The 17,470-nt window shown below is 39.6% G+C and carries 14 protein-coding genes; 8 read left to right on the top strand and 6 right to left on the bottom strand.

Going from position 1 to position 17,470, the window contains the following annotated elements:
* Nucleotide 1: 1 nt before the first annotated feature.
* Nucleotides 2-904: a DNA/RNA non-specific endonuclease gene (locus tag AABJ44_RS11220; RefSeq protein WP_074642470.1), complete on the top strand. Its 903-nt coding sequence runs from the start codon at nucleotides 2-4 to the stop codon at nucleotides 902-904.
* Here AABJ44_RS11220 and AABJ44_RS11215 read toward each other — a convergent pair.
* Genes AABJ44_RS11215 through AABJ44_RS11200 form a run of 4 tightly spaced genes read right to left on the bottom strand, consistent with a single transcriptional unit; the run spans nucleotide 894 to nucleotide 4,202 of the window.
* Entirely contained in the window at nucleotides 894-1,784 is an 891-nt protein-coding gene (locus AABJ44_RS11215) for a tetratricopeptide repeat protein (protein ID WP_338369154.1), read from the bottom strand. The genes AABJ44_RS11220 and AABJ44_RS11215 overlap by 11 nt on opposite strands.
* Nucleotides 1,784-2,692, bottom strand: a complete 909-nt coding sequence (locus tag AABJ44_RS11210; RefSeq protein WP_338369153.1) for an MlaD family protein — start codon at nucleotides 2,690-2,692, stop codon at nucleotides 1,784-1,786. Before AABJ44_RS11210 ends, AABJ44_RS11215 begins: the two co-directional genes overlap by 1 nt.
* Complete coding sequence (locus AABJ44_RS11205) at nucleotides 2,689-3,405, bottom strand: ATP-binding cassette domain-containing protein (RefSeq protein ID WP_338369152.1); 717 nt, start codon at nucleotides 3,403-3,405, stop codon at nucleotides 2,689-2,691. The genes AABJ44_RS11210 and AABJ44_RS11205 overlap by 4 nt, the downstream gene beginning before the upstream one ends.
* A 17-nt stretch (nucleotides 3,406-3,422) precedes the next feature.
* Entirely contained in the window at nucleotides 3,423-4,202 is a 780-nt protein-coding gene (locus AABJ44_RS11200) for an ABC transporter permease (protein WP_074642479.1), read from the bottom strand.
* A gap of 130 nt (nucleotides 4,203-4,332) precedes the next feature.
* Between AABJ44_RS11200 and AABJ44_RS11195 the strand changes: the two genes are divergently transcribed.
* A complete protein-coding gene (locus AABJ44_RS11195; protein ID WP_338369151.1) occupies nucleotides 4,333-6,612 on the top strand; it encodes a glycoside hydrolase family 3 C-terminal domain-containing protein in 2,280 nt (759 codons plus the stop codon).
* 61 nt (nucleotides 6,613-6,673) lie between these two features.
* Here AABJ44_RS11195 and flgN read toward each other — a convergent pair whose 3' ends face one another.
* Together flgN and fliS are read right to left on the bottom strand one after the other, a co-directional pair.
* The gene (gene flgN / locus AABJ44_RS11190) at nucleotides 6,674-7,156 is read right to left on the bottom strand and encodes a flagellar export chaperone FlgN (RefSeq protein WP_074642484.1); all 483 of its coding nucleotides are present in this window, start codon (nucleotides 7,154-7,156) and stop codon (nucleotides 6,674-6,676) included.
* A 13-nt stretch (nucleotides 7,157-7,169) separates the two neighbouring features.
* Complete coding sequence (gene fliS, locus AABJ44_RS11185; protein ID WP_074642487.1) at nucleotides 7,170-7,610, bottom strand: flagellar export chaperone FliS; 441 nt, start codon at nucleotides 7,608-7,610, stop codon at nucleotides 7,170-7,172.
* A gap of 294 nt (nucleotides 7,611-7,904) precedes the next feature.
* On the opposite strand from fliS, the gene ftsH reads away from it, so the two are divergent.
* The 6 genes from ftsH to AABJ44_RS11155 all read left to right on the top strand — a co-directional run bounded on the left by ftsH (nucleotide 7,905) and on the right by AABJ44_RS11155 (nucleotide 17,449).
* The gene (gene ftsH / locus AABJ44_RS11180; RefSeq protein WP_338369150.1) at nucleotides 7,905-9,995 is read left to right on the top strand and encodes an ATP-dependent zinc metalloprotease FtsH; all 2,091 of its coding nucleotides are present in this window, start codon (nucleotides 7,905-7,907) and stop codon (nucleotides 9,993-9,995) included.
* 107 nt (nucleotides 9,996-10,102) lie between these two features.
* On the top strand, nucleotides 10,103-10,777 hold the full coding sequence (locus AABJ44_RS11175; protein WP_074642492.1) for a LolA family protein: 675 nt from the start codon (nucleotides 10,103-10,105) through the stop codon (nucleotides 10,775-10,777).
* Nucleotides 10,778-10,783: 6 nt separating this feature from the next.
* Nucleotides 10,784-11,875, top strand: a complete 1,092-nt coding sequence (locus AABJ44_RS11170; protein ID WP_074642494.1) for a helix-turn-helix domain-containing protein — start codon at nucleotides 10,784-10,786, stop codon at nucleotides 11,873-11,875.
* Nucleotides 11,876-11,883: 8 nt separating this feature from the next.
* The gene (gene rimO / locus AABJ44_RS11165; RefSeq protein WP_074642497.1) at nucleotides 11,884-13,275 is read left to right on the top strand and encodes a 30S ribosomal protein S12 methylthiotransferase RimO; all 1,392 of its coding nucleotides are present in this window, start codon (nucleotides 11,884-11,886) and stop codon (nucleotides 13,273-13,275) included.
* Nucleotides 13,276-13,302: 27 nt separating this feature from the next.
* Nucleotides 13,303-15,243 (top strand): diguanylate cyclase, encoded by a 1,941-nt coding sequence (locus AABJ44_RS11160; protein WP_338369149.1) that lies wholly within the window; start codon nucleotides 13,303-13,305, stop codon nucleotides 15,241-15,243.
* A complete protein-coding gene (locus AABJ44_RS11155; RefSeq protein ID WP_338369148.1) occupies nucleotides 15,230-17,449 on the top strand; it encodes an ATP-dependent helicase in 2,220 nt (739 codons plus the stop codon). The genes AABJ44_RS11160 and AABJ44_RS11155 overlap by 14 nt, the downstream gene beginning before the upstream one ends.
* The last annotated feature ends 21 nt before the right edge of the window (nucleotides 17,450-17,470 follow it).

The raw sequence follows: 17,470 nt of genomic DNA, 5'->3' as shown, positions 1-17,470 counted from the left end.
AATGAAGCAGAAGAAATCAAATAAGAAAATATTTTCTCTGATTATTACACTTCTTGTATTTGCTGGTGTAGCCTTCAGTCAGGAATGTTCAGATCCATCTCTTGATGTAGGCTACTCAGAAAACTCTCCTTTATATTTTGGGAATCCTTCTGACTCAATGCCTTCCATTGAGTCAGATAAAAACTATCTGATGGAGAGACCGCAGTTTACGCTCAGCTATAATACTTCAACTCTGAATCCTAACTGGGTGGCCTGGCATCTTTGTCGCGATGATCTTGGAGATGCAGACCGTGCCGATACCTTCCGTCCAGATAAAGAACTTCCATCAGAATGGTATGCAGTTCGCAAGCAGGATTACAAGTTTCCGGCTTACGGCTTTGACCGCGGACATCTTTGTCCTTCAGCAGACCGAACTGCAAATACAGAAGATAATTCAATGACTTTTCTTATGACGAATATGGTTCCGCAGTCTCCGGACAATAACCGCATTGTATGGGTGGCTCTGGAAAAGTACGAGCGCGAACTGGTTTTGCAGGGTAAAGAAGTTTATATTTTTGCAGGGCCATTAGGCGCTGGCGGAACTGGAGATAAAGGGTATTTTGAAGCGATTCCTGTTACGAAAAAAGATGGGACAGAACTCTCTATTACAGTTCCGGCATTTACCTGGAAAGTGCTTCTGATTCTTGATGAAGGAGAAGAGGACCTTTCTCGTGTTTCTGCTGATACCCAAATTATTGCTGTATGTGTTCCGAATGAGAAGGGGTGTGGTAAAAACGGAAGCTGGCAGCAATATCTTTGCAGTGTAGATTATATAGAAGAAAATACTGGATATGATTTCTTTGAGCTTCTGGATGATGAACTTGAATCTGTGCTTGAATCACAGGTTATGGAGTTTATTCAATAGTTAGGAATAGCTCCAGACTTTTAGAAGCAAGTTCTTCCAGATTAGCAGCCGTATAAATTTCTGCAGAATGCAGCAGGGCTTTTTTTGCTTCGGCTCTGTTTGCTTCTGTAGGTTTTCCTTTTAAAAGAATAACAGCCTTTATGTAATAATCAGCTCCAAGTGCCATTGAATTTTCAGCAAGGCGGTCATAGTGAATTGCAGTATTAAGAGCTTCAAGGGCACCTTTCTGATTTCCAGACTGAGACTGATTCTGTGCAATTTTATACCAGGTAATTCCTATTTCAGAAAGATAGCGCTGGTCTGTAAAAAGTTTTGCAGCTTCATTATAGATTTTATCTGCTTCTTTATATCTTCCTGCAAGTCTGTAAACATCACCAAGAATACTGTCACACTGAGCATGATTATACGGACTGTCTTTGAATACTTTTTTTGCATCATCAATTTTATCTATAATTGTTTTGAAATTTTCCTGAACTGCATTTTCTGCAATAAGAATTCTTGCTTCTCCCATAGCACAAAGAAGTTCACTTTCCTTTCGTTTTGTTGTGCTTGGTACGAGTTCATAAGCGTTTTCAACATACAGTCTTGCCTTTTCAATTTCAGGCGGATTATAGGAAAGGTACAGACTCACATGGGCAAGAGAAACCGAAAGCAACAAATCATAATTGTCGATGGAAAGTGCCTGAGTTCGTGCACGTGCAAGAATTTCTTCTGCCTGCTGGTAGTTACCGTTTAAAATACAGGCATTAGCAGATTCAATGGAATGTTTGCAGGAATCTTGAATAGTTGTTATAGACATCTGACGTTTTGGACCAGATGAACAGGCTGTGAAAAAAAACAAAACTGAAATGATACTTGCTGTAAGCTGATTTTTTTTCATTAGAAATTATCCTCCCTGAGTTTTGGAGCTGCATTTTCTTTTTCCGGTTTTTCAGAAATTCCATTCTTTAAAAGAGGATTATTCTTTAAGCCTTCCATTACATCCTGCATCTGTTTTAAAAGTGTCTGCATCTGTGAAATCAGAATTGAAATGCCCGGCATGTTTCCTTCTACAGAAGAGGTGATTGAATTGATATCACCCATTGTAGTATCAAGCTGTAAAAGAACGTTTGCTATAGAACCTTTTGCATTTTCATCTTCAAGCAGTTTTGGCACCAGACCAGAAGTATCGGCAGTGATTGTATTTATGTTTTCAAGAATTGCATTAACCTGTCTGAGTGTGTTTGTCAGAGGAGTCTGTTCCTTTCCTTCCAGTGCAATATTGATTTGTTTTACAAGAGTATCAATATCGCCTACAAGGGTAGTGGCCATTGCAAGAATTGTATTGATTGAATCTGTCTGTTCAACAACGCTTACCTTTCGCTGTTTAATTAAAGCTCGGGCTTCAGCACTTGAACGTTCCGGTATAAAGGAATTGTCTTCCAGTGGAATTATGCTGTTTCCCGGATAAAAAACTACAGAAGAACCAAGCGGACTGGTAAGAATTTCTATAATGGAATTATGTACAGCCTTCGTTTTGTAATCATCTGTTATGTAAAAATTTACTATAACATTGTCTGAATCATCCAGTGTAAAGTTTCTGATTTTTCCGATTTCAAAGCCTTTATAGGTAATTGATTTTCCTGCGCTGATATTCGAAGCAGAAGAAATTACAGTGTAGTAATTATGTTTTGGAACAAACCATTTTTGAGTGGAGCCGATTAAAAAGATGATGAAGATTAACGCAATGATTGCGAGAAGACTCAGGATACCAACAATCTGATCTGCATACTTAATTTTAAATTTCATAAATCACCCTCATAATAATCGTCTATCTGGTTTATATCATCAAGAAGAATCTTTTCTTTAATTTCACCATCTTCAAAGTAGATTTTATCGCACAGAAATGAATTGATTAAATAATTGTCATGACTTACGTAAATGACAGTTTTATTCTGGCTGATAAAATCCTTAAGAATGGAAATAAAAAGATCTTCTGTTTTTTCATCAATTGATTCTGTTGGCTCATCTAAAAAGAGAATTTCCGGCTCACAAATTAAGGCCCGCGCAAAACTTATCTTTTTCTGTTCTCCGATTGAAAGAGATGCCGGCCTGATAATCAACGGCTTATGAAATTCAACAAGCTCAGTAATCTTTTTAATTCTGTCTTTTCGTTCTGCCGCACTCATGTCTGGAAAATGCAGCAGAAGCGGAAGTTCCAGGTTGTGGTATATATCCTGATTTGCCCAAAGCGCTGAATCCTGAAACATAAACGAAGCTCTTTTTCTGAAAGCCTCGTTCTGTTTGTGAGTCATGCTGTGAATATCTTTATCTTCAAAAGTAATGCTTCCCGAAGTAGGTGTAATAAGCCCTGCGAGCAGTTTAAGGGCCGTCGACTTTCCGCTTCCCGGTTTTCCAAGAAAGGCTGTAACAGTACTTTGTTCAATATAGTGAGAGATATTGTTTATGATTTTCTGACCGTTGTCTTCAAAGCAGACATTTATCATCTTAAAAATCGACATCAATAACTCCCGTCTTCCTATAAAATATACGACAGCGTTGTAATAAACGCATCTGCAATTATAATAAACAGAAACGCCTTACTCACAGCCCGAAGTCCCGCCAGAGGAATTTCAGTAGAAGCTCGTCCGGCATTAAAACCATAAAGTGTAGCTGAGCCGGAAATTATCATTCCAAACACAAGGCTTTTCAAAATCGAAATCAGTATGATTTTCAAATCAAGCGAAAGAAACAGATTCATGATGTAGTCGGAAATGCTCGTTGTAGAAATAAACTGGATTATGATGGCAGGGCAGAGCAGGCCGAAAAGTGAAAAATAAATATTCAGGAAAAACAGAGAGAAAGTAACGCCAAGAAATCGTGGAGCTGCAATATGGCTGATAGGATCAATTCCTACAGAAATATAAGCTTCTATTTCGTGGCGCACAACCATAGTACTGATTTCTGTAGCGATGGCTGTTGCAGAACGGGCTGTAACGATGAATGCAATCAGAATAGGACCGAGTTCCCTCATAATCAGAAGAACCAGAAGGTCATATTTCAGTTTGTCCTGTCCAAAGGCTGTAAGAAAAGTATTTCCAATCATAAAGACAGAAGTTCCAATTCCAGCGGCAAGAAAACAGCAGATAGGAAGTGCTTCTACATATGTAAAAAGCAGTTGCATTGTAAGGATTTTTCGTGCGGTTTTACCACGTTTGGCAAAAAAGAAGGATGCGGTTATGAGTTTGCCGAGATAACCGATCATGTATAAAAAGTTTCTGACTTTTTGTCTTAAGGAATGCCCTAGTGCGGTAACCATTTTTGAATGCCTTCTTCTATATATTATATAATATACCAATACTTGAAATTTCGCTACTAATCATTTTTGTACAATTATTAAATATTTTCTTATATTTGAATCCTTTGTGTTGTCATGATAAAATATTGTTATGGACACTAAAATTAAAGAATTATTATCACAACTCACACTTGAAGAGAAGGCTGGACTCTGTTCCGGTAAAGATTTCTGGCGTACAAAGCCAGTTGAAAGACTTGGTATTCCATCAGTAATGGTAAGTGATGGTCCAAGCGGTCTTCGTACTCAGGTTGAAAATGGCGTAAATGAAAATGACTCTCGTGCTGCAGTAAGTTTCCCTTCGGGATGTGCTACTGCTTCATCTTTTGACCGCAATCTTCTTCGTAATCTTGGAGAGATTCTTGGAGAAGAAGCTAATAACTATAATGTTTCAACAGTACTCGGTCCTGCTATAAATATTAAGCGTTCTCCATTGTGTGGACGTAATTTTGAATATCTTTCAGAGGACCCTTATGTTGCCGGAGAACTCGGCGCGGCTTATGTAAAAGGCGTTCAGTCAAAGAATGTTGGAACTTCTGTAAAGCATTTTGCTGCAAATAATCAGGAAACAAACCGTTTCTCTGTAAGTGAAGAAGTAGACGAGCGTACTCTGCGTGAAATCTATCTTCCTGCTTTTGAAAACTGTGTAAAGAATTCAGCACCAACAACAATTATGTGCTCTTACAATGCAATCAACGGTGAACTTTCAAGTCAGAATAAATGGCTTTTGAAGGATGTTCTTCGTGATGAATGGGGCTTTAAGGGAATGGTTGTTTCAGACTGGGGTGCAGTTTACGACCGTGTAAAAGGAATTAAGGCTGATTTGAGCCTTGAAATGCCTTACAGTGGCGGCCATACAGACAATGATATTGTTCAGGCCGTTAAAGCTGGAACTTTGACTATGGAAGAACTTGATGAAGCCGTTTCTCATGTTCTTGAAATGGTTTTGAATTATACAGAACATAAGCAGAGCGGCGTTTTTGATATGGATAAAGACCATGCTGAATCTGCAAGAATTGCTGAAGAGTCTTGTGTTCTCCTCAAAAATGATAATGCAGTACTTCCAATCAAAGCTTCTGCAGAAAAGGTTCTGTTTACAGGCTGTTTTGCTGAAAATCCTCGCTATGGTGGCGGTGGAAGTTCAAAAATTAAATGCTATAAGATGACAAGTGCTGTTGATGCAGCCCGCGAAGCTGGACTTGGTGTAAAATATGTTAAGGGATATAACGAGGACTTTGTAACTACAACAGCAGCCCTCACTGATGAAGCAGTTGCTGCAGCACGCGAAGCCGATACTGTAGTAGTTTTCGCAGGTCTCCCTGAAAGTTATGAAACAGAAGGGGCTGACCGTACAACTCTTGATATGCCACAGGTTCAGAATGAACTTATTGAAAAACTTGCTGCTGTAAACAAGAACGTAGTTGTAGTTCTTCATAACGGTGCGCCTGTTGCAATGCCTTGGGTAGATAAGGTTGCTGCAATTCTTGAATGTTACCTTGGTGGTGAAAATATTGGTACTGCACAGGTTAATCTTCTTTTTGGAAAGGCAAATCCAAGCGGAAAGCTTGCAGAAACTTTCCCTCTGCGCCTTGAAGATACTCCATGTTATCTTACATATCCAGGAAACGGACGTACCTGTGTTTACTCAGAAGGGATCTTTGTAGGTTACCGCTGGTACGACAGCCGAAAAATGCCTGTTCTTTTCCCATTCGGATACGGTCTCAGCTACACAACTTTTGAGTACTCAAATCTTAAGGTTTCAAAATCTGCTTTCAAAGATAGTGATGGGGTAGAAGTAAGCATCACAATTAAAAATACAGGAAGTGTTGAAGGTAAAGAAGTTGTTCAGCTTTATGTAAGCGATAAAACCGGCGTAGAAGTTCGTCCTGAAAAAGAACTTAAGGGCTTTGATAAAGTAAATCTTAAGCCTGGTGAATCAAAAGAAGTTACTTTCAAGCTGGACCGCCGTTCATTTGCTTTCTGGAACATCGATATTGATGACTGGTATGCTCCGTCTGGAAAATACATCATCAGCATTGGTGCTTCAAGCCGCGACATTCGTGCTACTGCCGAAGTTGATGTTACTTCAACTTCAAAGAAGGCTTTTACAATTACTCCTCAGACAACAATGGGCGATATGCTTCGTAACCGTGAAATGGCTGCAATTATTAAGCCTGAGTTTGACCAGGCATGTTATGCTGCAATTGGTGATTTATCTGATGAAGAATTTGCTAAATTGTTCCCATTCACAAAGGATGCTATGATTGAGATGACAAAGAGTAATCCATTCCGCTTAAACCGCGGTAAAAATGGAATTACTATGGAAGATATTCTCAAACAGGTTGAAAGATATAATAAGGAATTAGACAAATAATTTTTTAGTTATCTAAAAAAAGACCTGTGATTGAGCTCGTTCAAACCACAGGTCTTTTTTTTTATGCTTCAAAATGTACCATCTGTGCAACCGGTTGAACCGTCGCATATACATTTCTTGTAGCTTTGTATGGATTCTTAAAGTTATTAATCTGAGTTTTAAGCTGCTCAATATGAACGCGGAGCAGGTCACGGTTAATGGCATTCTGCTTGAGAACTCTATCCTGCAGGTCAGAAAGTTCATTCTGAATCTTAATGATATCTGCATCTTCAGCAGCAGAAACAGCTTTAGATGAATTAGCTTTGTACATTTTTGCCATAGGTACAATAACCTTCTGAAGATTTGCGATATTCTTTACAACCTGCTGCTCAAGTTCTGTGTGAGCGAGGAGGCTTTCTGGATTTTCTGAAGTAATAGAATCCTGCTGTTTTTCAAGAACAGTAAGATATTCACGGAATTTGCCGCGCTGTTCCTCTAAGAGACTTCTGAAACGGCGCAAAATAGCAACTCGTTCGTTTAATTCTTCCTGTGTGATTTCTGCCATATTGTTTTTCCCCTTACCCTACAATATTCAGTGTATTTGCAACTTTTGCAGCCGGAGCGTTTGCTGTACTGTTTGCAATAGTTCTCCATGCTCCTGCAAGATCATCAATCTTGTTCAAAACAAACTCAATTTTTGTTTTACTATGATTGATAGTTGCATCCATCAGTTCTTCATTAAAATACACATAAAGAGACATAAGATTTCTTGCAATGTCTCCACCTTTTTCCATATCAAGCGAAACCTGGAGTTCAGTAATAATAGCCTGAGTTTTCTGAAGATAAATACCGAATTGCTCAATATCACCTGGTTTCAGCTTATCATTCTGATCAAAAAGATTAAGTGCTCCCTTTAAGTTTTTTACAGCACCTTCATAAAGTAAAACAACAAGACGTCCCTGACTTGCGGTATTTACATTAGTTTTTTGATATGCAGCATAAGCGTTCTGATAAGCCATGTCTGTTCCTCCTTGAAATACGGAATTCCGCAAAAAATGCGGGTATTCTTCTCTGATTGTCGGATAATAAAAAAATTAGTTTAGCAAAAAGATACAGTTTTTTTATAAAAAAATCGAAATTTGGCGCGACTGGGAGCCAATATATCGATTAATTTGTTTATAATATGGAAGGACCTGAGTAAGAAGTTTCTAATATTTTATTTATAATCCACTTCAAATTCGAATTTAGTGGAAAAAAACAAATATCTTTACTATATTTATAGTAACAAACGAATTTTTACTCAGGATACAGCGATGGCAGAGAATCAGAACGAAAACCAGAACTCGAATAACAATGACGAAAACGATCCATATAAGTTTTTCAAGTTCCCTGGACCGGAAAATAATGATGATAAGAATAAAAACAAGAAGAATAATGGCAAAAAGAAGCTTCCTTTCTGGCCAATTCTTCTGCTAACTCTTTTTGTAGTAGCTATGGCAGAGGTTTTTCTCTTCCCTAAGAATGATGATTTAATTGATTATTCTGATTTCAAGGAGAAAATTGAGAGGGGCGAGATAAAATCTGTAGTTATAAGCGACAGCTATTTTATAGGCTACGGAAATGTCATTGAAACAAAAGCAGAAGGCAAAGGTCTTAAGCTTTTTAATGCTCCTTCTGTAAAATCTGCTGTTCAGTATAAGACTTCAGCAGTGCTTACTCAGAGCTTCCTTGATTTCCTTGAAGAGAACAATATTCATTATAAGTTTGCTGCAAAGCAGAATAACTGGTTCCTCCAGCTGCTTTTGAATCTTGTAGTTCCATTTGGACTTATTTTTCTGCTTTACTTCTTCCTTTTCAGAAAGATGGGCGGCGGTTCAGGCGGAATGGGAAGTATTTTCAGTGTCGGTAATTCCCGCGCTAAGGTTGTTGAAGAAGGAAAAATCAAAACCCGCTTTACAGATGTTGCAGGTGTTGATGAGGCTAAGGAAGAACTTGTAGAAGTTGTTGATTTCCTTAAGTCTCCTAAAAAATATACAGATATCGGTGGAAAGATTCCTAAGGGAGTTCTGCTTGTCGGTGACCCTGGAACCGGTAAAACATTGCTTGCCCGCGCTGTAGCAGGAGAGGCTGGAGTACCATTCTTCAGTATTTCCGGTTCAGACTTCGTAGAAATGTTTGTCGGAGTTGGTGCTTCTCGCGTCCGCGACCTCTTTAAGCAGGCCCGTGAAAAAGCTCCTTGTATTGTATTTATTGATGAAATTGATGCCCTCGCTAAGAGCCGTGCAAACGGATTCTCTAGCAACGACGAGCGTGAACAGACATTGAACCAGCTCCTCGTTGAGATGGATGGTTTTGATAACGAAAAAGGTTTGATTGTTCTTGCAGCTACAAACCGTGTAGACGTTCTTGACCCTGCAATTCTTCGTCCTGGCCGTTTTGACCGCCAGGTTCCAGTTGAAAAGCCAGATGTTAAGGGCCGCGAGGAGATTCTCCGCATCCATGCAAAGAACGTAAAACTTGATAAGGACGTTGATTTTGAATCGGTTGCTCACGGAACTACAGGTTTTGCTGGTGCAGACCTCGCAAATGTAGTAAACGAAGCTGCTCTTCTTGCAGTTCGCAATGGCCGCAAGAAGGTAACAATGGAAGATTTCAACGATGCTATCGATAAGGTAAGCATTGGCCTTAAGAAAAAGAGCCGCAAGGATAATAAAAAGCAGATGCGCCTTGTTTCTGTTCACGAAACAGGACATGCTCTTGTTGCAGCCTTTAATCCGGACCACGAGCCTGTAAATAAGATTACAGTTGTTCCTCGAAGCCATGGAGTAGGCGGCTTTACCCAGTACCGCGAAGAAGGCGAAGAAAAGTTCAACATGACCCGCAAGGATATGATGGACGAAATCGACAGCCTGCTTGGTGGACGTGCCGCAGAAGAGGTTATTCTCGGTGATATTTCTACCGGTGCTTCTAACGATATTGCCCGCGCTACAGATATCATTAAGCGCATGATTACAGACTTTGGTATGTCAGACAAGTTCAAGAACATGACACTTGGAAAGGGCGTACTCGGAACTCGTGGCGGTGATGCAAACCTCATCCGTGAGTTCAGTGAACAGTCTCAGAACTATATTGATGAAGAAATTGCCCGTATCATGAACGAACGCTACAATTACGTAGTAAAACTGCTTAAACAGCACAAAGATCTTCTTGAATATATTGCAAACCGCCTGGTTGAGATTGAAACAATGGACGGTAAAGAGTTCTATGAGATTGTAAAGGGCGAAGCTCATTGCAAGGAACTCACTGAAAATGCCGGTAAGAAAGAAAAAACTTCTGAGACTTCAAAAGAATCTTCTACAGCGAAAAAGCCTAGAGCTCCACGTAAAACTAAAAAAGAAGAGTAAGTTAGCATTTTAATCAACGGGCTTCCGTTATTTGCAGTTTTGAGCAGCGGAAGCCTTTTTTTTATATAAGTAGACTACAATGCATTTTCGCTGTATAATACACTGATATGAAAAAGCTAATTATTTCTTTCTGTGCACTTTTTGTTTCAACTGTTTTATTCGCACAGAATATTACAACTGCTAGTGCATATTTTAAGACTATTTCTGAATATTACGGTACTATCAAAGATTACGAAGTAGATTTTGAAATCAGAATAGAAAAGACAGAATCAAGAGGAAAACTTTCCTTTAAGGCTCCTAATCTTTTGAGAATGGATTATACAAATCCGGAAGAGCAGGTAATCTGCTTTAATGGTGATATCCTTACAATCTATATTAAAGAGCCGGCCGAGGCTGTTCTTCAGCAGCAGGTAACTCCTGGTTCAAGTGGAAGTGCATCAACACTTTCAACACCTCAGGGACTGTCTCTTATGTCTCGTTATTACACAGTTGCTTATGAAACTGGTCAGAATCCAGAGCCTTTGGAAGAAGGTTCTGATGAAATGGTAGTAAAACTGATTCTTACAAGAAAGAGCGCTTCAGAAGCCTTCAGATATATTAAGCTTGCAATCAACAACGAAACAAAGCTTATTCGCCGTATAGAAGCTGTTACTCCTAAGGGAGAAGAGTTTGTTTTTGATTTCTATGATTATGTACTGAATCAGAACCTTTCTGAGCAGCGTTTCGTTTACGACGCTCCTTCTTCTGCAAATAATTATAACAACTTCCTGTTTTCGGAGTAGTGTGGTATGGAAAGCTACGGTGAACTTTTAAAAACAACCCGCGAAGCAAAAGAACTTGACCTTGACCGTGCAAGTCGCGAAATCTCTATAGAAAAAAGATATCTTGCAGGACTTGAAGCAGAAGATAATGCTGTTTTTCCTGGCGAAGCTTATATGGTTGGCTTCTTAAAGAATTATGCAGATTATCTTGAACTTGATTCAGAGTTTATTTTAAAGCTTTACCGTAATAAGCAGATTCAGGAATCTCCGCTTCCACAGGGGCTTTATGAACCTCATAAGCCACGTTACTTTCTTCCGGCAATTATAATTCCTTCTGTACTGCTTGTTGCAGTCGTTGCTGTTGTTCTGACTCTTCTCGTATTAAAAAAGAAGAATAATATTGAAGATGGTGTTGTAGTTTCCAGCGGTGTAAAAAATCGTCAGTATGAGCTTTCTGATAAAAAGTTTACACAGCGTGTTTATAAGGGCGACCAGCTTTTTATTCCTACAGAGAACGATGGAAAAATCATTCTTACTGTTAGAGATACTCTTTCTGCCTTTGGTATTGATACTCCTTCCGGAGTTTTCTATATCGAGCTTGCAGAAGAATCTGAACTTGATATTAACGGTGACAATGCATCTGATATGATTGTCTACGTTTCTGATATTTCCTCTACTGATGAAAGCCGCGGTGCAGAAGTTAGCATTCTGCTCCGTCATGGTCTTGCTGTAGATACAACTGTAGTTGCTGCAGAAGAAATTCCGTTTGCTTCTGAAGTTAAGTCTTCGCATCCTTACAAGGTTATTCATGAGGACAACAGAGCTTATCCGTTCACAATCAATGCAAGCTTCCGCGGTCCTTGTCTCTTCCGCGATCGCGTGGATAATTCTCAGTCGGTTGAATCTTATTTCGCGCGCGGTGACTTATTCACTGCAACTCCACGTAATGGTATCCGCCTGTGGATGTCTAACTTCAATACTGTAAAAATTACAATTATTGCAGACTCTAAATCCTTTGACCTTGATATTGGTACTGCCGGTCAGATTTTTGTTGAAGATATCAAGTGGATTAAAGATACAGACGGTAAGTATAAGCTTGTCGTTATCGAATTGGACTAATTAAACCTATGAAATTTTTTATCGACCAGCACGGTTGTGCTAAAAACCAGACAGACGGAGAGCTGTTGGCAGGCTTTTTGATGGAGAAGGGGTATAAACTTACACTGAATGCCAGCGAAGCTGATTTTATCTTTGTTAATACCTGCGGTTTTATTCAATCTGCCAAAAAAGAATCAATTGATGCAATTTATGATATCAAAAAGGCTTATCCGGATGCCAGAATTATTATGACTGGCTGCCTTGCAGAACGCTATGCAAATGATCTTATAGAACAGATGCCTGAACTGGATGGTGTTTTTGGAAACGGTGACCTTTCAAAAATCTGCAGCTTTATGAATAAGGTTCGTAAAGAACGTGTTGCTCAGACTTTTAGTCAGGAAGGTGTGTGCAGCGGAACCCGTCCGGTGCTCTTTAATTTCCCTGGCAGCGCTTTTGTAAAAATAACTGAAGGCTGTTCAAATCACTGTTCTTTCTGCGCAATTCCTTTAATTCGTGGTGAGGTAAGAAGCCGTCCGGAAGCAGAAATTCTCGACGAAGTAAAGCAGCTTATTTCAGACGGTGTTTACGAAATCAATCTGATTGGACAGGATCTTGCCGTTTACGGCAAGGAATTTGGTACTTCACTTGCCAAGCTTTTGACTAAGCTTTCAAAAATCAAGGGAGATTTTATTGTTCGTCCGCTTTATATTCATCCGGATCATTTTACAGATGACATTATTGAAGCAATTAAAACTTCTCCAAAACTTCTTCCATATTTTGATATTCCATTCCAGAGTGCAGATGATAAAATCATTCGCGCAATGAATAGAACCGGCTCATACGAGCAATACACAAGCCTTGTAAAAAAACTCCGTCGTGAGTTACCGGGCGCTGTGCTCCGTACAACCTTCCTCACAGGTTTCCCTGGCGAAACAGACGAGGCTGCAGAAAATACCGCCCGTTTCCTTCAGGAAATTCAGCCGGACTGGTCTGGCTGTTTCCCTTACAGCCGCGAAGAAGATACTCCGGCCTATAAAATGAAGCCTCGTGTTCCTGCAAAGATTGCCAAAGCCCGTGCAAATCATCTCGAAGAGCTTCAGGCGGAAATCACCCGTGAGCGCCTTGAACACTATGTCGGTCAGGAACTCAATATTCTTGTTGAAGAAATCGTTTCTGGTGTAGAGGGTGATGCTGCCGCAGAAGGGCTTGCAATCGGCCGTGCCTGGTTCCAGGCTCCGGAAGTTGACGGTTCTGTAGTAATCCGTTATGACCTGGATGACAAAAAAGCTGTAGAATCAATAATTCCTGGCGGGGTAGTAACTGTAAAAGTTCTCGCAAATACTGGCGTAGACCTCGATTCCCGATTTATTAAAAATTCTAGAAAAATTGATAAAAAAAACGAGCGAAAATTCATTTTCTAGTGTATAATTTACAAATCGGACACAAAAATGAAGGTTATAGCAGTTTTAATTCCGACATTTTCAACTGAGTACAATCTGGATATTCTTAGTGGTATTTCTGATTATTTTCGAGGCAAAGATGCTAAGGTTGTTCTTATTCAGACAAGAATTCCTGGCATAAATACAGGAGCCTTTGACTATCAGTTTTGTACAGGATTTGAATATGCTAAATCAGAAGAAGTAGAGGCTGTAATTTGTGTAAGCGGTGTTTATGCTTCTGAGATGCCTGAAGATAAACTTCGTGAAATCCTCAAATGTTTTGAACCACGTCCGGTAGTTTCAATTAACCTCGATCCAAAAACAAGAAACAGTTATGTGATTCAGGCAGACTGCCGTAAAAGCTTTAAGGAAATTGTAAGTCATCTTAAAAAAGTTCATGACTGCAAGAAAATTGCTTTTTTCTCTGCCAATGAAACAAAATCAAAGGAAGCTCTGGAACGCTATGATGCTTTTACTGCCGCACTCGATGCCTGTAAGCTTACCTTTTATCCTGAACTTGTTTTTGATGGTGCATTTACTGATTTTAAGGCTTATGATGCAATTAAAGCACATTATAAATCTAAAAATGAAATAGATTTTGATGCTATTGTCTGTGCCAATGATATGATGGCTTCGGGCTGTATGCGTGCTCTGGAAGAACTTGGTGTAAAAGTTCCTCAGGAAGTAAAGGTTACAGGCTTTGATGATGCTATTGTGGCATCTATGCATTCTCCAAAACTTACAACTATCAACCAGGATATTTATAGTCAGGGGTATGAAGCTGCAGAAATTGTAGACCGCGTTTTATCCGGTGAAAAGATGAAGAAGGCGTATTTTAATCCTCTCGTTCCAAAATTCCGTCAGTCTTGCGGCTGTATCAGCCTGGATCATTCTCTTCCTGTATATAAAAATGTTGAAGGTGAACTTCGTTCTGATGTTAACGATAAAACTGATGGAGTCATGCAGTTTGTAAATGCATTGGGCGAAAAAAATGTTGTTGTAACATTATTAGATACAATCCGGGGCTTTAATACTCTCAAACAGATGTTCTTCAGCCTTAAATATATTGTAAAGCAGTGTGCAATGAGTGGAATGGCTATTCATTTCTTTAAGGATGTTCAGATTATTGATTCTGAGCAGGAATTTGTCCTTCCTAGAGAAGCTGAACTTCACATGTTTTACACTAATCAGAAGAATGTTGAATTCTTCAGACCAGGGCTTACTGTAAATCCTCATGAAAAGATTTTTTCAGCCCGCTCAATGGAAGATATAAGCGGAATATTTATTTTGAATCCGATTTTTATGGGTGAAGCAAATTACGGTTATATGCTTTGCCGTATAAACGAAAATAAATTTGCAGATTACAACGTTTACTTAAAAATCATCATAAATGCAATTGCTCAGGCTTATGATTATACCGGTAAGATTCAGGAAGGCCGAAACCTTGAACGCGAAAATACTGATCTTGCTTTACAGTCTCGCATGGATGAGCTGACTGGTATTCTCAACCGCCGCGGCTTTATTGAACAGGGACAGGCAGCTCTTGACCTTCTGCAGGAAACAGATACTTCTGGTGTCATTTTCTTTGCAGATATGGATGACCTTAAAAAAATCAATGATACTTATGGTCATGAAATGGGGGATAAGGCAATTATGCTTCAGGCAAGGGTTCTGAAAGATATTTTCCGTTCTTCAGATGTTGTTGGTCGCCTTGGTGGTGATGAATTTGGAATTGTTGCTCTTGGAATGAAAATCGGTTATGTTGAAAAAACAAGACTTAAAATACAAATGCTCTGTAAAAAAGTTTCTATAGAAAATCAGCTGCCGTTTACACTTTCAATAAGTCTTGGAGCAGTAGACCTTCAGAAATCAAGTGTTTTGAAGCAGCTTCTTTCCGAAGCAGATAAAGAACTTTATAAAGAAAAAAAGAAGAAACATGCCAGAAAATAACTATCTCGACTCACTAAACGAAGAACAGAGAGCTGCCGTTGTACACGAGGGCTCTCCTCTTTTAATTCTTGCGGGTGCCGGTTCCGGAAAAACCCGTGTAATTACTACTAAGATTGCGTATCTTATTAAAGAAAAGAATATAGATCCATGGAGTATTCTGTCGGTAACCTTTACTAAAAAGGCTGCCAATGAAATGCGTGAACGTGCAGTTGCAATTGATGAACGTGCTGCCGATGCAAAAATCCAGACCTTCCACTCTTTTGGTGCCTGGTTCCTTCGTAAATATGCCGAGCACGCAGGCCTTGAACCATCCTTTACTGTTTATGATGATGATGACGTTGCGACTCTTATAAAAAAAGCAGAACCTTCGCTTTCTACAAAAGAAATAAGAACAGCAGCTCATCAGATTTCGCTGGCAAAAGATTACTGTCTTACTCCAGAGGATGATTTAAGCATTATTGGAAGTGAGTTTGACCTCAGCGATATCTATTCTAAATATCAGAAACGACTTCGCGCCACAGGTAATGCTGATTTTGGTGACCTCATTATGCTGCCGGTTCAAATTCTTGAAGCGTATGAGGAAATTGCTGATTATATTCACAACCGATTTAAAGTAATTATGGTTGATGAGTATCAGGACTCGAATATTGCACAATATCGGCTTTTGCAGGCTCTTTCGGGAGTTAAGCAGGGAAGTAATACCTATGTCTGCGTAGTAGGTGATGATGACCAGTCTATCTATAAATTCCGCGGAGCTGAGGTAGAAAATATTCTGACCTTCCCGGAAAAGTTCTCGGGAACAGAAATCATTAAGCTTGAGAGGAACTATCGTTCCACAGCGAATATATTAAACGCGGCAGGTCTTGTCGTAAAAAAGAATCATCATGGAAGCCTTGAAAAAACTTTGGTTGCAGATCGTGAGGGTGGTGGAAAGCCTGTGCTTGCTTTTCTGCCAGATCAGAATGCTGAGGCTACCTTTACGGCAGATCTTGTAATGAAATCACTTGCCGGAGGCGCAAAGTATTCTGATTGGGCTATTCTTTACCGTACAAATGCTCAGTCTCTTGGCTTTGAAAAAGAGTTCCTGCATAGAAAGATTCCTTATGTCGTTGTAGGTTCTCTAAAATTCTACGAGCGTGAAGAAATCAAAGATGCTTTAGCCTACATTTCTTTTTTTGCAAATCATAAGGATGAAATCTCATTCCGTCGTATTATCAACAAACCAACTCGCGGAATAGGTGACAAAACTCAGGATAAACTTATGGAAAGTGCCGTTAGTCTTAATCCTGATGGTGTGCCTGTTTTTTCGGATCTGCTTGAAAATCTGAAGAATCAGCAGCCATCACTTTCTAAAAAAGCGTCAGAAGGTGCTTCTGCATTTATTAAACTGTTTGATACCCTTTCGGGCTGTTTTGATGAAAATAAACCGCTTTCAGATTTTATTGAACGGGTAATTCGCGATTCAAGTCTTGATGAATATCACAAAGCTGGTGACGAAATAGAAGGAACCACTCGAGTTCAAAACCTTCAGGAACTTGTAAATACTGCAGTTCCGTACAAATGCACAATGGAAGGACTTCTTCAGTTCCTTGATGCAATTAACCTGGACCGTACGCTTGATGCTGAAAATCAGGCTGTAGGAGACAATGCAGTTACCCTCATCACCCTCCATAACACAAAAGGTCTGGAGTACAACAAGGTCATCATAACTGGTCTTGAAGAAGGTGTATTCCCACGAATGGAAAAGACAGGGGCAGAACTTGAAGAAGAACGCCGTCTTTTCTACGTTGGAATTACCCGTGCCCGCGATGAACTTTATGTGACCTCGACTGCAAAACGCTGTCTTTATGGCCGCTGGGATTTTATGCGTCCAAGTCCGTTCATAAAAGAAGCAGCCGAGGCATTTACAGTAATAGGTCAGGCTCCTTTCGGCTTTTCAGTAAGGAAAACTTCGCCTTATGGTCAATTCGGCCGCGATGCATCAGCCTTTTCGAATACTTCAGATGATACTTCCGAAGATGATGCACTGGTATCAAAATGGAAAAAGGGAACACATGTCTATCATGATGATTATGGTGATGGTGCTGTAGTTGCTGCTTATTCAAATTCCGGCGAGTATGTAATAGAAGTTCAGTTTGCAAATGGCGGAAAAAAGAAGTTTTTGCCGAAATATCAGGCAAAATCGCTGCAGGTAATAAAAGATTAGACAAATTACAAAAACTAGACT

The organism is Treponema bryantii (assembly GCF_036492245.1).
Lineage (GTDB): Bacteria > Spirochaetota > Spirochaetia > Treponematales > Treponemataceae > Treponema_D > Treponema_D bryantii_C.
The sequence above is the reverse complement of the archived record's forward strand: the minus strand, read 5'-3'. Positions and strand labels throughout refer to the sequence as shown.